Below are 17,872 nucleotides of genomic sequence, written 5' to 3'. Positions count from 1 at the left end.
CCCTATATATTCAATTATTTGAAAATATAAGACTGGGTTAAAAGTAATTCATAACACACTATTTTTCAACAAATAAATAATATCGTTAATGTAAATACCGTAAACGAACCAATACAAATTCAAATTAAATCCATTATATTTTTTTATAATAATAAGATTATAAAGTCGATATAAATGTGATTATATTTAATACCGTATAGAAACAATTTAAAACTAGAAATGGCTTTATTACACACTATCTTACAATAAACATTATTGTTTAAAACAATAGGTTACATAATGAACCATTAATTACAAAACAATATATCTCAAGTAAATCGTTCTACAGGGTAATTTATTTTACACCCTACTACATTTATTAACCTGTAGTTTTATTCCAATATTATCTAATTTCCATACAGCAGGAAAACATATAGAGATTACATTATTCAATTTTCATGTTAATTATCACTCATTATTTTAATGTCAAAACCAAATTTTTTAATTAAATTAGCCAACATTAACAACGAAAAATATATGGCTATTCTTAAAACTTACATTAATTATCCTTAACGATTTATGAAAACAAAAACCACACAATGAAATATATTTTTATATATAGAAAAAACCAGATTAGATTAAACCCCAATCAATAATAGTAAAAACTTGACTAAATAACTCATATGGTAATTATCACTTCTCTTATTTTTTGAAATAAAAACAATCCGGCATAAATAATATATACCGGATTGTCAAACCAACGTTAAATTATCAATATATTAATATTACACCGATCCCTTATCACAATCGATTACTAACGCCATATTCAAGGCATGAACTAAAGCAATTTTATTCTCATCATTTTCCAATAAACTAAAGTGGTCACCCGGAATAGCTATTAACTTAAGCGAAGTATCAGATATTATCTGTGCCCAACCTAGCGATGGATCGATATTTAAAGACTCTAACTTTTTATCCGTCACAAAAGAAATAGACGAGTAAGTTTCCATCGCATAAAACTGATGCAACGTTACCGCTAATACTGGTGGCTCATAATCTCTGACTATTTGCTCATAATGCTCTATCTGTTCCCAACGTTTTGCCATTAAGTCAGCACTCAGATTGGCGGGATATAATGCCAGTTCCTGAGCTGCTTCAATAAACTGCGCCAAATTCAATTCATCAATACGCTGGTACAACATCGCAATCTTTTCTGGACACTCCTCTGACTGCCGGGCCAACTCAGTAAAGAAATGGTATTTGGGTTGCATGGCCTCTTTCCCAAAATAATGAGGCGCTAACGTATCAATCAATCCGAGAAAATTAACTATCTCACCGGCGTTCAAAAGTTGCTGCGCAATAGCGTAAGCCAGTACACCACCCGAAGAATAACCGCATATCCGGTACGGGCCAGTCGGTTGAACAACCTTTATAAAGGTGACCATCCTGATAGCTAGCACCTCTATCGTTGACATTAGTCCTTCATTGATGGAAGGCCAAGGCAACACATAAATCGGGTAACCCGATGAAATATGCTGAGACAGCCCGAAGACATACGAATAATCTCCCATACCACTAGGAACGAAGAATAGCGGCAACCCTGTTCCACCAGACCGTACTGATATGGCGCTACTTTGCAGTTGAAGCAGAGGATCTGAGGTGATTTTTGCCGCCAATTCAGTCAACACGGGGAACTGGAACAAGATATTTAACGTGAAACTCAAACCCTGCCCAGCGGCAATATTCATCATTTGCACCGCTAACAGTGAATGTCCACCCAGGGCAAAGAAATTGTCATGTCGGCTGACTTGTTCAATTCCCAGCAGTTCACGCCAAATCGCCGCCAACACTGTTTCGGTTTCCCCTTGCGGCACCTCATAGCGTTGACGGGCAAACGCTTCTCTATCCGGTGCTGGCAATGCCCTTCGGTCAAGTTTGCCGTTAGCGGTTAACGGGAAGCTATCCAGACGCACAAACGCCGCCGGCACCATATAATCCGGCAGAACCGAACTTAGGTGGGTACGCAAATTGTTGACCAACTCCTTTTCCGCATCCGCCACCACATAGGCCACCAACCGTTTTTCCGTCCCATCATCCAGTGCCAGCACTACTGATCCATGCACTGCCGGGTGTTCTGCCAACCGCACTTCAATTTCCCCCGGTTCAATGCGGAAGCCACGGATTTTCACCTGCTGATCATTGCGGCCCAGAAATTCCAGATTGCCGTCCGACAGGTAGCGCGCCAAATCGCCAGTGCGGTACATCCGTGCATTAGGTTTATCACTGAATGGGTCGACAAGAAAACGCGCCTCTGTCAGTTCAAGACGGTTCAGATAGCCATTGGCTACCCCGTCTCCGCCAATATAAATTTCACCGACTACGCCAAGAGGGACAGGTTGTCTAATAGGATCGAGAATATAGATCTGGGTATTGGCAATTGGTCGGCCAATCACTGATACTTCCGGTATCCCTGCCTGAGCATTGTATTCATACCAGATAGCATCACCATTGACTTCTGATGAACCATAGAAATTTAACAAACGGAGCCAAGGGTAATCCGTCACAACTTGTCGGGCCAGTTCAGGAGCCAGCCGTTCTCCGCTGCAAACCAACGTCCTGATGGATTTTAACTCATCTCTATGGCCTTGAATTAAGTGTTGTAACAGCGAAGGCACCACCACCAGATAATTGACGCCAAAACGGCGCAAACCATCACTGAAACGGTTGAGATCTTTCACTTCATGATCACTGAAAACTACCAGTTTGCCACCGGACAACAACACGCCTAGCATCTCGGTTACAGAATCAACAAAGCTGATGTTGGTTTTCAGTGCCGCTACCAATGGAGCCGTTACGATATCACGGACGAACCATAATAGGCGGTTACACAAGGCTTGGTGGCTGTTCATCACTCCTTTGGGCAGTCCCGTAGAACCGGAGGTGTAGATCACATAGGCCAGATGGTGTGATGTCAGTCCCAGCGCCTGAGTGTCTGGGTTATCGGTGGAATGTGACATCAAGAATGCTGCCTGGGCATCGAGTACCACAGTGGGCACAGTGCTAGCTAGCCGGTCAACCCACTCGGTTTGGGTCAGTACCGCAACGGGTGCTGCGTCTTCGAGCATATACGCCAGCCGATCGGCCGGATAAATGGGATCGAGCGGCACATAAGCCCCACCCGCTTTCAGTATGGCTAATACCCCAACCACCATGGCCGATGACCTTGACACACAAATTGCTACCCGTTGCTCCGGTTCAACACCCAACTCAATCAACTGATGGGCCAACTGGTTAGCTCGGGCATTTAATTCAGCATAACTGAAGGTCTGCTCTTCATACACTAGGGCGATAGCATCCGGGGTTTTCTCTGCCTGCTGTTCAAATAACTGATGGAGACACAATGTCTCAGGATACGGCGTTTCCGTGGCATTCCACGTTTCCAGCAATAACCAGCGCTCTGCCGGGGCCAGAATATCCATTTCACCCACCTTCTGTTGGGCATTTGCCACCATCGCTTGCAGCACGGTCTGCAAATAATCCCTGTGCCGTTCGATGGTGGGTCGATCAAACAGGGATGTACTATAATTCAGTGCCCCACTAATCCCGCCAGCTTCCTCATACAGTTCCAGCTCAAGATCAAACTTAACGGTATCAACAGCGTCAAAAGCCTGATCAACCGGTGTGACGGTCAGTCCCGGCAATACCCAGTCAATGTGTTCATTATTCTGCCAGGCAAACATCACTTGGAACAGAGGGGTATGCGCCATCTGGCGGGGCGGTTGTACGATTTCCACCACCTGCTCAAATGGCAGATCCTGATGCGCCTGTGCCATCAATACCGTCTGTCGGACTTGTTCCAGTAATTCCGCCCCCGTTAATTCGCCCGAAATAGCCATCCGCAATGCCAACGTATTGATAAAAAAGCCAATCAGCGGCTCCACTTCCTGCCGGCTGCGGCCGGCACTAGGGGTGCCGATAATGATATCTTCCTGACCGGACAGACGCGATAAGACGACGGCCCAGGCCGACAGTAATGTCATAAACAGCGTGACGCCGTGCTGTTGGCTTAAGTGTTTGAGGGCGACGGTCAATTCCGGATCCAACCGGACAGGAACAACCTGACCGGCAAATGACTGCTCTGACGGCCGTGGCCTGTCGGTGGGCAAATCCAGCAGCACCGGGGCATCCGCCAACACGGATCGCCAATAGTCAGACTGCGCCTGGGTACGCTCGGCGGAAAGCCACTGATGCTGCCAGGAGGCATAATCCGGATATTGGATTGTCAGAGGTGGCAAGGGGTCAGGTTGCCCGGTCAAAAAGGCCGTGTAAAGCGCGTTCAGTTCACGTATCAGCACCGAGACTGACCAGCCATCGGACACTATGTGATGCAGGGTCAGCAAAAACTGATAGTCCTCATCCGCCAACCGGATAAGCATCGCCCGGATAAGCGGCCCCCGACTGAGTTCAAACGGCTCAGACACAGCTTCGGTGTACATCTGTTCCAGTGCCGTGTCCGCCGCCGAATGCCCGCGCAAATCATACTGCACCAACGGCAACCTACTCTCTTTTGCCAGCAGCCGGACCTGCGGCTGACCGTCAGCGGAAACAAATACCGTGCGCAGCGCTTCATGGCGGGCAAAGACGGTATTCAATGCCTGCTGCCAAGCCGCCATATTCAACTGACCGCGCAAATGCAGCGCAAGGGGAATATGATACGTTTCACTGATGCCTTCGAGCTGAGCCAGGAACCACAAACGCTGTTGTGCGAATGATAACGGCAGTATCCCCTCCCGGGAGACAGGTATTATGGCGGGCAATGCAGTGCTGTCTTGTTTATCAAGCCAAGTCTGAACTACCTGAGCTAAGGCCGTCAGCGAAGGCGAGTTAAACAGCTCCGCCAGCGGTAATTCCACGCTCAATACCGCCATTATTCGGTTTATTATCCGCACCGCAACGAGGGAATGTCCGCCCAGCGCAAAAAAATTGTCGTGCCGGCTGACTTGCTCAATCCCCAGCAGTTCACACCAAATCGCCGCCAACACCGTTTCGGTTTCTCCCTGCGGCGCTTCATAACGTTGGCGGGCAAACGCATCACGGTCCGGTGCCGGCAGAGCCCGTCGGTCCAGCTTGCCATTCGGTGTCAACGGCAAGCTGTCCAGATGCACAAACGCCGCCGGCACCATATAATCCGGTAACTGGGCACTCAAGTGCGCCCGCAGGCTATTCACCAGCCCCTCCGCTACGTCTGCCACCACATACGCTACCAGTCGCTTCTCCGATCCATCACCCTGTGCCAACACCGCCGATCCACGCACCGCCGGGTGTTCTGCCAGACGGGCTTCAATTTCACCCGGCTCAATACGGAAACCGCGGATTTTCACCTGCTGATCATTACGCCCCAGAAATTCCAGATTGCCGGCCAGCCAGTAGCGCACTAGATCCCCAGTGCGGTACATCCGCGCATCCGGTTTATCACTAAACGGGTCAGCTAAGAAACGTTCTGCCGTCAATTCAGGCCGGTTCAGATAACCCCGTGCGACACCAGCACCGCCGATATACAGCTCTCCAGTGACTCCCTCCGGCACTGGTTGACCATATTTGTCCAGCAAATACAGTGTTAGATCCGGAATACGTGTGCCAATAGGGCTGACGGTTTGCGCCACATCATGGTGATTTAGTACCCGGTAAGTCACATGGACGGTCGTTTCCGTAATGCCATACATATTCACCAACTGTGGCGAAGTGTCTTTTCGCAAGCGATACCACGGCTTCAATATACTTGGGTCCAGGGCTTCGCCACCAAAAATGATATAACGCAACTGATCCGGTGAGGGGTTATCAACATAGTTGGCAATAAAGGCTTTGAAAGCACTTGGTGTCTGATTCAGTACGGTGATGCCATGCTGGCACACAAATTGATGGAATTCCTGTGGAGAACGAGTAATCGCGTGGGGGACTAAAACCAATTTAGCGCCGTAACGCAACGCTCCCCATAATTCCCATACCGAAAAATCAAAGGCGATGGAATGAAAAAGGCACCAACTGTCTTGTTGGTTAAAATGATACCAGGATTCAGTCGCATCAAATAAACGCAGGATGTTACGATGTTCCACCATCACCCCTTTCGGCGTGCCAGTCGAACCGGAGGTGTAAATGACATAGGCCAGATGACAGGAGGTCAATGCCGGTATCTGTGGATTACTGTCTGATTGTTCAGGCAGGCTATTCGGGTCAAGCACCTTCCGTCCGGCCAATGCCTTCTCTCCCAAAGCTGTCCGTCCAGTCTCATCCGCCAGAATAATAGCCGGGGCAGCATCGGTGAGAATATGTGCCAGACGCTCACCGGGATAAGCCGGATCCAGCGGCACATAAGCTCCACCTGCTTTCAGTATGGCCAATACCCCGACCACCATTGCGGGTGAGCGTGATACACAAAGAGCCACTAACTGGTCTGGCTCTACTCCCTGCATCATTAATTGATGAGCCAACCGATTAGCACGGGCATTGAGTTCGGCATAACTGAAAGTCTGCTCTTCATACACTAGAGCGGTGGCAGTCGGGGTTTTCTCTGCCTGTTGTTCGAATAACTGATGGATACATAACGTTTCAGGATACTCCGTTTCCGTTGCATTCCGGGTTGTTAACAACAATGTGCGTTCCGCTTCTGGCAGGATTTCCAACGCCCGAACCGGTATGTCCGGGGTATGCTCCAGCGCTTCAGCCAGGCTCTCCAGTGCCTGCTGCATATAACCGCATATCCGCTCTGACGCAAATGGCTGAACCGTCTGCGCCGTCAGCCCCAGCGATCTACCAAAATCCTCTACCGACAGCACAAAGGGGTAACTAGTCCGCTCTTGTCCGCCAACAAACTCAATCCCACTTATCCCCTCATCAGATATGGCTGACACATTATTATGCCGGTAGTTCAATAAGGCACTAAAGAGGGGACTTGCGTTGTCAATACCACTACATCGTTGAGCCAGCGCCAGCGACGCATGCTCATGCGCCAATAATCCGGCCAGTCGGGTATGAGCCTGCTGTACACTCTCCCGTACCGGCGTGTTATCTATATCCAGCCGCAACGGCAAGGTATTAACAAACAGCCCCAGCCCGCTGTCCGCCCCGGCTCCCGCCGCCATACGCCCGAACAGTACGGTACCGAACACCACGTTTTCCTGACTACTGGTCCGGGACAATACCTGCGCCCAGGCCAAATGACACAACGCCGCCAGACTGACGCCCAACTGCCGGGCCTGACGGCGCAAACGGCTATTCAGCTCAGCGGATAACATCCGGTGGTATTCTGTCACCTGCGAGCCGTCACGATGGACCTCCGCCAAGCCGAACGGCAGTGTCGGCTCCACCACATCCGCCAGCATTTCAGTAAAGAAACGGGTGTGTTCTTCCTGACTGATGCCCAACCGCGCCTGAGCCACCAGATTACGGAACGGCACCGGTGCCGACAGCGTCGGCGCCAGTCCCGTCAGATACGCCCGGATTTCATGATGCATCACTTCCTGTGTCGTGTGGTCGCCAATCAGGTGGTGCTGCAATTCCAATAAGAACCAACGACCATCCGCTTCCCGAGCAATAACAAATTGCAGTAACGGGGCCTCACTTAAGTCAAGACGATAACGGCGGGGGTCAAAACGCCGGCTTAGCTGCTCACTGACCGGCCCTTCAGCCGGATCTAACGCCAGCTCGGTTACAGATAAGGTGGCCTGACGCCAGACTACCTGTGCCGGCACAGATAACCCCTGCCAGACAAAGGCAGTCCGCAGGATATCGTGGCGATTAACCACCTGCTGCACGGCTGCCAAATAACGGTCCAGCAAAGCCCGGTCCGCAAAAACCATCTGAATGGTCAACAGGTATGGATCCCCCTCGTTTGCCAGTAAATGGTGGAATAAGATCCCGTCCTGCAAGGGTGACAGGGCATAAATGTCCTGAATATTGCTCATGCCGCCCGGCACTTGTCCGACGATACGATCAATATCAACCTGAGTCAGGTCTATCAGCGGCAACATCGTCGGCGTGATCGTTGTTGTATCGGGGATAATTACATTGACAGGCACAGGCACGGCCTGGTATTGCCCCTGCCTCTGCGCCAGACTGGATAACACCGGAGTCTGAAACAGGTCGCGCACCGCCAGTTTAAGCCCCAGATGGCGCAAATGTTCAATCATCCGTACCGCCAGCAGGGAATGCCCGCCCAGCGTAAAGAAATTGTCGTGCCGGCTGATTTTTTCGATGCCCAATAACTCACGCCAGACAGAGGCAAGTGCAGTTTCTGTTTCCCCTTGGGGTGTCGCATAAATCTGACGAGAGAAAGCATCCTCACCGGGCACAGGCAGAGCCTTGCGGTCCAGCTTGCCATTCGGGGTCAACGGGAAACTGTCCAGGCGCACAAACGCCACCGGCACCATGTAATCAGGCAAAACCGCACTCAGGTGCGACCGCAAGCTGTTCACCAGCCCTTCATCCACTTCCGCCACCACATAAGCGATCAGCCGTTTCTCCGTCCCATCACCCTGTACCAGTACCACCGATTCACGCACAGCCGGGTGTTCCATCAACCGGACTTCAATTTCCCCCGGTTCAATGCGGAACCCCCTAATTTTCACCTGCTGGTCATTGCGCCCCAGAAATTCCAAGTTACCGTCCGGCAGGTAACACGCCAAATCCCCAGTACGGTACATGCGGGCATCTGGGCTATCACTGAACGGATCAATAAGGAAATGTTCCGCCGTCAATTCAGGGCGGTTCAGATAGCCCCGTGCGACTCCTACTCCACCAATGTATATTTCACCCACGCATCCTAACGGCACGGGTTGCCTCTTTTTATCCAGCAGATAAATGCGAGTATTCTTGATCGGCCGACCGATAGAACGATCTTCGATCGGAGATAATATTTCCTGACAGGTTGCCGTTACCGTATTTTCCGTCGGTCCATAAGCGTTTAACAGCCGGGGTCGATAACCTTCCTGTCTGAACCAGTCTTGAATGGCATTCTTTTTGATTGCCTCACTCCCGATGATGATAAGTCTAAGGGCATCAGGCAGTCGCAGTTCCTTCTCACTGGCCGCCAGTTCAGACCAGAACAGCGTTGGCAAGAACATGACCGTGATGCGGTTTTGCCGAACTAAGGCAATAAATTCCGGTATGGAAGCCAGCCAGTCATCATCGCGAATCACCAATGTGGCGCCATTGCATAATGCTGAGAAACATTCCTCTACTGAGACATCAAATGCAAAAGTAGAGAATTGCAGTACACGATCCAGTGCAGTAACAGCGTAAAGTTCATTAACCCCCAAGTAACGTTGATACAACGCCTGATGTTCCACCATCACCCCTTTCGGGGTCCCTGTCGAACCGGAGGTGTAAATGACATAGGCCAGATGATAGGGTGTCAATGCCGCTATCTGTCGGTTACTGTCCGGCTGGTCAAAGCAGGCATTCGGGTCAAGCACCTCCCGTCCGGCCAGTAACTTATCTCCCAAAGCTATCCGCCCGATCTCATCCGCCAAAACAAGAGCCGATGCAGTATCGGAGAGGATTTGTGCCAGACGCTCACCGGGATAAACCGGATCCAACGGGACATAAGCCCCGCCGGCTTTCAGTATGGCTAATATCCCGACAATCATTGCCGGTGAGCGTGATACACAAATGGCTATTAACTGATCTGGCGCTACGCCCAACGTCATTAACTGATGAGCCAGCCGGTTGGCTCGGGCATTAAGTTCGGCATAACTCAGGCACTGTCCCTGATACTCCAGTGCCGTGGCATCCGGAGTTTTCTGTACCTGCTGTTCAAATAACTGATGGAGACACACCGCGTCAGGATACGGCGTTTCCGTGGAATTCCACGTTTCCAGCAATAACCGGCGCTCTGCCGGGGCCAGAATATCTATGTCCCCCACCTTCTGTTGGGCATTTGTCACCATCACTTGCAGCACGGTCTGCAAATAACCAATGTGCCGTTCAATCGTGGTTCGATCAAACAGGGCGGTACTGTAATTCAATGCCCCACTAATCCCGCCTGCGTTCTCATACAGTTCCAGTTCGAGATCATACTTAACGGCCTTAACGACCGTGACAGCGTCAAAAACCTGATCAATCGGTGTGACGGTCAGGCCCGGCAATACCCAGTCAGTCTGTTCATTGTTCTGCCAGGCAAACATCACCTGGAACAGTGGGGTATGCGCCATCCGACGTGGCGGTTGAACGATTTCCACCACCTGTTCAAACGGCAGATCCTGATGCGCCTGAGCCGCTAATGCGCTTTCCCGCACCCGTGTCAGGCATTCCGTCACAGTCAGTTCACCCGAAACTGCCAGCCGCAAGGCCAGTGTATTGACAAAAAAGCCTATCAACGGCTCCACTTCCTGTCGGCTGCGGCCGGCACTGGGAATACCGATAACGATATCCTCCTGACTGGACAATCGTGATAAAACGACGGCCCAAGCCGACAGCACAGTCATAAACAGGGTAACACCGTGCTGCTGGCCTAATTGTTTGAGGGCGGCGGTCAGTTCCGGATCTAAGTGGACAGGCATCGCATGACCGGCAAACGACTGCTCTGGCGGCCGTGGCCTATCGGTAGGCAAGTCCAGCAGCACCGGCGCATCCGCCAACACGGTTTGCCAATAGTCAGTCTGCACCTGGGTGCGCTCTGCGGAAAACCACTGATGCTGCCAGGCGGCATAATCCGGATATTGGATTACCAACGGTGGCAGCGGGTCAGGATGCCCAGCCAGAAAGGCCGTGTAGAGAGCGTTCAGTTCCCGTATCAGCACCGTGACTGACCAACCATCGGACACAATGTGATGCTGGGTCAGCAAAAACTGAGAGTCCTCCTCCGTCAGCCGGATAAGCTCCGCCCGGATAAGCGGTTCCCGGCTGAGGTCAAACGGCGCAGACACCGCTTCGGTGTACAATTGTTCCAGCACCGTGTCCACCGCCGGGTGCCCACGTAAGTCATGCTGCACCAACGGCACCCCGTTCTCTTTCGCCAGCAGCCGAACCTGTGGCTGACCGTTAACAGAGACAAATACTGTGCGCAGCGCTTCATGGCGGGCAAAGACGGTATTCAGTGCCTGCTGCCAGGCTGTTATATCCAGCCGGCCACGCAAATGCAGTGCGAGGGGGATATGATACGTTTCACTGACGCCCTCAAGCTGGGCCAGGAACCACAAGCGCTGTTGTGCAAATGATAACAGCAATTTCCCTTCACGGGAGACAGGCAGTATGGCGGGCAATACAGTGCTGTCTTGTTTATCCAGCCAGGCCTGAATCGCTTGCGCTAAGGCCGCCAACGAAGGAGAATTAAACAGCACCGTCAGCGGTAATTCCACGCCCAATATGGCCATTATCCGGTTCATCACACGTACCGCCAGCAGGGAATGCCCGCCCAGCGCAAAGAAATTGTCGTGTCGGCTGATTTTTTCGATGCCCAATAACTCACACCAAATCGCCACCAACGCGGTTTCTATTTCCCCTTGTGGGGCTGCATAAATCTGACGGGAGAATGCATCCTCACCGGGCACAGGCAGAGCCTTGCGGTCCAGTTTGCCATTCGGTGTCAACGGGAAGGCGTCCAGACGAACAAACGCCGACGGTACCATGTAATCCGGTAAAACCGCACTCAGGTGCGCCCGCAGGCTGTCCACCAACTCTTCCGAGGCGTCTGCCACCACATACGCCATCAGCCGTTTGTCCGTTCCCTCCTCCAGTGCCAGTACCACCGATTCACGTACTGCCGGATGTTCTGTCAACCTGACTTCAATTTCTCCCAGCTCAATGCGGAAACCGCGAATTTTGACCTGTTGATCGTTACGCCCCAGAAATTCCAGATTACCATCCGGCAGATAGCGACCTAAATCCCCGGTGCGGTACATCCGTGCATGGGGTTTATCACTGAATGGATCGGCAAGGAAACGTTCTGCTGTCAGCTCTGGTCGGTTCAGATAACCCCGCGCCACACCAACCCCGCCAATATATAACTCGCCTATCGATCCTAATGGTACTGGCTGAGCATAAGCATCCAACAAGTACATTTGCATATTGGGAAGTGGACGGCCAATGAGATTGGACTGTCCTGTTTTTTCATTTAGGTAAGAAATCGTCGTGGTAATCGTCGCTTCTGTCGCTCCATAGCAATTCACCAAAACAGGACATTCACGGTAAACAGATAACCAGCATTCTAATTCATTTTGGGGTATCGTTTCCCCGCCGATACAAATAATTCTTAAGTCCTTATAGATATCACCTTTATTAGAATCAGCAAGTATCCGCCAAAATTGAACCGGAATTGATATATAAGTAACGTTATATAGCTCACACAGAGACCAAAATTCCTGTGCACTGGATGTCCACTGATTTGTCCTCAATATGAGTGCTGAACCATTGGTCATTGCAAAAAATATTTCTGATGCACATACATCAAAAGAAGTATTGCAGAACTGTAATATCCGATCAGAAGTGTTAAACGACAATGTCGTACTCAGTACAGTAATTTCCTGCACCAGTTGATTATGTTCCACCATCACCCCTTTTGGCGTCCCCGTTGAACCGGATGTGTAAATCACATACGCCAAATGCCGGGGAGTTAATGCCCGTATTTGTGGGTTACTATCCGGCAGTTCAGGCAGGCTATTCGGATCAAGCACCACCCGTCCGGTCAGTGCCTTGTCTCCCAAGGCTGCCCGTCCAGTCTCATCCGCCAAAACAATAGCTGGAGCGGCATCGGTGAGCATTTGTGCCAGACGTTCACCGGGATAATCCGGGTCCAGCGGCACATAAGCCCCACCGGCTTTCAATATGGCCAATATTCCCACCACCATGGCTGGTGATCGTGACACACAACTGACTATTAGCTGGTCTGGCGCTATCCCCAATGCAATCAACTGATGGGCCAGCCGGTTGGCACGGGCATTGAGTTCGGCATAACTGAGGGTCTGTTCTTCATACATTAAGGCGATGGCATCCGGGATTTTCTCTGCCTGTTGTTCAAACAACTGATGGATACACACCGTTTCAGAATACGGCGTTTCCGTCGCGTTCCACGTTTTCAGCAATAACCGGCGCTCTGCCGGGGCCAGAATGTCTATTTCACCTACTTTCTGTTGGGCATTTGCCACCATCGCTTGCAACACAGCATGCAGATAACCTACCTGCCGCTCTATTGTCGATTGATCAAACAACGCAGCAGAATAGCCAAGATCGCCAACAATCCCGCCTTCTTCTTCAAACAAATTCAGCTCAAGATCAAATCTGACAATATCCAACTCTTGATCAACGTGTGACACTATCAGACCCGGTAATTCCAAGTCTGTGCGTTCATTGTTCTGCCAAGCAAACATCACCTGGAACAGCGGGGTATGCGCCAACCAACGTGGCGGTTGGACAATTTCCACCACCTGCTCAAACGGCAGATCCTGATGCGCCTGGGCCGCTAACGCGGTTTCCTGAACCTGTGTCAGGCATTCCGCCACAGTCAGTTCACCCGAAACCACCATCCGCAAGGCCAGTGTATTGACAAAAAAGCCTATCAGCGGCTCCACTTCCTGCCGGCTGCGGCCGGCACTGGGGGTGCCGATAATGATATCCTCCTGACCGGATAACCGTGATAAAACGACGCCCCAGGCCGACAGCAATGTCATAAACAACGTGACACCGTGCTGCTGGCTTACGTGTTTGAGGGCGGCTGTCAGTACCGGATCTAGCCGGACAGGCACTGTATAACCGACAAACGACTGCTCTGGCGGCCGTGGCCTGTCGGTAGGCAAGTCCAGCAGCACCGGTGCATCCGCCAAAACGGTTCTCCAATAGTCAGACTGCGCCTGGGTACGCTCGGCGGAAAGCCACTGATGCTGCCAGTCAGCATAATCCAGATATTGGATTGCCAACGGTGGTAGCGGGTCTAGGTGCCCGGCCAGAAAGGCCGTATAGAGCGCGTTTAGTTCACGTATCAGCACAGTGACCGACCAGCCATCGGACACAATATGATGCTGGATCAGCAAAAACTGATAATCCTCATCCGTCAGCCGGATAAGCTCCGCCCGGATAAGTGGCCCCCGACTGAGTTCAAATGGCGCAGACACGGCTTCGGTGACCATCTGTTCAAGTATCGAGTCCGCCTCTGAGTGCCCGCGTAAATCATGCTGCACCAACGGCACGCCGTTTTCTTTTGCCAGCAGCCGGACCTGCGGCTGACCGTCAACGGAAACAAATACCGTGCGCAGCGCTTCATGGCGGGCAAAAACGGTATTCAATGCCTGCTGCCAGGCTGTTATATCCAGCCGGCCGCGCAAGTGCAGCACAAGGGGGATATGATACGTTTCACTGATACCCTCAAGCTGGGCCAGGAACCACAAGCGCTGTTGTGCAAATGATAACGGTAATCTTCCCACCCGGGAGACTGGCAGTATAGCGGGCAAAGCAGCATTGTCTTGTTTATCCAGCCGAGCTTGGACCACCTGAGCTAAGGCCGCCAACGAAGGCGAATTAAACAGCACCGCTAGCGGTAATTCCACGCCCAATACGGTCATTATCCGGTTCATCACCCGTACCGCCAGCAGGGAATGCCCGCCCAGAGCAAAGAAATTGTCGTACCGGCTGATTTTTTCGATGCCCAGTAACTCACGCCAAACAGCAGCAAGGACAATTTCTATTTCCCCTTGGGGGGCTGCATAAATCTGGCGGGCAAACGCGTCCTCACCGGGCACAGGTAATGCCCGTCGATCCAGTTTACCGTTCGGGGTCAACGGGAAACTGTCCAGGCGCACAAACGCCGCCGGTACCATGTAATCCGGTAACCGGGCACTCAAGTGTCCCCGCAGGCTGTTTACCAGCTCCTCCTCTGCGTCTGCCACTACATACGCCACCAGCCGTTTGTCCGAACCCTCCCCCTGCGCCAGTAATGCTGACTCACGCACTGCCGGGTATTCAGACAGACAACTTTCAATTTCTCCCGGTTCAATGCGGAAACCGCGAATTTTGACCTGTTGATCGTTACGTCCCAGAAATTCCAAATTGCCATCCGGCAGATAACGGCCTAAATCCCCGGTTTGGTACATGCATGCATCTGGGCTATCACTGAACGGATCAATAAGGAAACGCTCCGCCGTCAATTCAGGGCGGTTCAGATAGCCCCGTGCGACTCCTACTCCACCAATGTATATTTCACCCACGCAGCCTAACGGCACGGGTTGCCTCTTTTTATCCAGCAGATAAATGCGAGTATTCTTGATCGGCCGACCGATAGAACGATCTTCGATCGGAGATAATATTTCCTGACAGGTTGCCGTTACCGTATTTTCCGTCGGTCCATAAGCGTTTAATAGCCGGGGTCGATAACCTTCCTGCCCGAACCAGTCTTGGATGGCATTCTTTTTGATCGCCTCACTCCCGATGATGATAAGTCTAAGGGCATCAGGCAGTCGCAGTTCCTTCTCACTGGCCGCCAGTTCAGACCAAAACAGAGTCGGCAAGAACATGACCGTGATGCGGTTTTGCCGAGCCAAGGCAATAAATTCCGGTATGGAAGCCAGCCAGCCATCATCGCGCATCACCAACGTGGCGCCATTACATAATGCTGAGAAACATTCCTCTACTGAGACATCAAATGCAAAAGTAGAGAATTGCAGTACACGATCCTGTGCAGTAACAGCGTAAAGTTCATTAACCCCCAAGTAACGTTGATACAACGCCTGATGTTCCACCATCACCCCTTTCGGTGCGCCTGTCGAACCGGAGGTATAAATGACATAGGCCAGATGACAGGGGATCAATGCCGCTATCTGTGGGTTACTGTCTGGCTGCTCAGGCAAACTATTCGGGTCAAGCACCTTCCGTCCTGCCAGCGCCTTATCTCCCAAAGCTGTCCGTCCGATCTCATCCGCCAAAATAATAGCCGATGCAGCATCGGTGAGAATATGTGCCAGACGCTCACCGGGATAAGCCGGATCCAGCGGGACATAAGCCCCTCCCGCTTTCAGCACCGCCAACAGCGCCACCACCATTGCCGGTGAACGTGATACACAAATCGCCACTAACTGATCTGGCGCTACCCCCAAGGCAATCAACTGGTGAGCCAGCCGGTTAGCACGGGCATTGAGTTCGGCATAACTGAGGGTCTGGTTTTTATATATCAGTGCAGTGGCATCTGGGGTTTTCTCTGCCTGCTGTTCAAATAACTGATGGAGACACAACGTCTCAGGATACGGCGTTTCCGTGGCATTCCACGTTTCCAGTAATAACCGGCGCTCTGCCGGGGCCAGAATATCCATTTCACCCACCTTCTGTTGGGCATTTGCCACCATCGCTTGCAGCACAGTCTGCAAATAACCCCTATGCCGTTCGATGGTGGGTCTATCAAACAGGGATGTACTATAATTCAGTGCCCCACTAATCCCGCCGGCTTCCTCATACAGTTCCAGCTCGAGATCAAACTTAACGGCGTCAAAAGCCTGATCAACCGGTGTGACAGTCAATCCCGGCAATTCCCAGTCAGTGTGTTCATTGTTCTGCCAGGCAAACATCACCTGGAACAGCGGGGTATGCGCCAGCCGGCGGGACGGTTGAACGATTTCCACCACCTGTTCAAACGGCAGATCCTGATGCGCCTGTGCCGCTAACGCGGTTTCCCGAACCCGTGTCAGGCATTCCGCCACGGTCAATTCACTCGGAACAACCATGCGCAACGCCAAGGTATTGACAAAAAAGCCTATCAGCGGCTCCGCTTCCTGTCGGCTGCGGCCGGCACTGGGGGTGCCGATAATGATATCCTCCTGACCGGACAAACGCGATAAGACGACGGTCCAAGCTGCCAATAATGTCATAAACAGCGTGACACCATGCTGGTTGCTCAGATGGTTAAGGGCGACGGTCAGTTCCGGATCTAAGTGGACAGGAACAGCATGACCGGCAAACGACTGCTCTGGCGGCCGTGGCCTATCGGTGGGCAAGTCCAGCAGCACCGGGGCATCTGCCAACACGGTTCGCCAATAGTCAGACTGCGCCTGGGTGCGCTCGGCGGAAAGCCACTGATGCTGCCAAGCCGCATAATCCGGATATTGGATTGCCAGAGGTGACAGAGGGTCCGAGTGCCCGGCCAGAAAGGCCGTATAAAGCGCGTTCAATTCACGTATCAGCACATTGACCGACCAACCATCGGACACTATGTGATGCTGGATCAGCAAAAACTGATAGTCCTCATCCGCTAACCGGATAAGCACCGCCCGGATAAGCGGCCCCCGACTGAGTTCAAATGGCGCAGATACGGCTTCGGTGCACAACTGTTCCAGTGCCGTGTCCGCCGCCGAATGCCCGCGCAAATCATACTGCACCAACGGCAACCCGCTCTCTTTTGCCAGCAGCCGAACCTGCGGCTGACCATCAACAGAGGTAAATACCGTGCGCAGCGCTTCATGGCGGCCAAAGACGGTATTCAATGCCTGCTGCCAAGCCGTCATATTCAACTGGCCGTGCAAATGCAGTGCAAGGGGGATATGATACGTTTCACTGATGCCTTCGAGCTGGGCCAAGAACCACAAACGCTGTTGTGCGAATGATAACGGCAGTATCCCCTCCCGGGAGACAGGTATTATGGCAGGCAATGCGACGCTGTCTTGTTTATCAAGCCGAGCTTGAACCACCTGTGCCTGAGCCGCTAACGAAGGGGTGTTAAATAGCGCAATCAGTGGCAATTCCACACCCAATACCGCCATTATCCGGTTTATTGCCCGCACCGCGACGAGGGAATGTCCGCCCAACGTGAAGAAATTGTCATGCCGGCTGATTTGCTCAATCCCCAGCAGTTCACACCAAATTGCCGCCAACACCGTTTCGGTTGCTCCCTGCGGCGCCTCATAACGTTGGCGGGCAAACGCTT

The 17,872-nt window shown here is 51.7% G+C and carries 1 protein-coding gene; it reads right to left on the bottom strand.

What is annotated here, in order from left to right; genetic code table 11:
• Window positions 1–764 precede the first annotated feature (764 nt).
• On the bottom strand, window positions 765–17,872 hold a 17,108-nt coding region (locus AACQ83_RS13725), incomplete at its 5' end, for a non-ribosomal peptide synthetase (RefSeq protein WP_112878114.1).

This window comes from Photorhabdus sp. S10-54, from assembly GCF_963878145.1.
Taxonomy (GTDB): domain Bacteria; phylum Pseudomonadota; class Gammaproteobacteria; order Enterobacterales; family Enterobacteriaceae; genus Photorhabdus; species Photorhabdus kayaii.
Note: the sequence above shows the minus strand (reverse complement) of the source record. Positions and strands in the feature narration are given on the sequence as shown.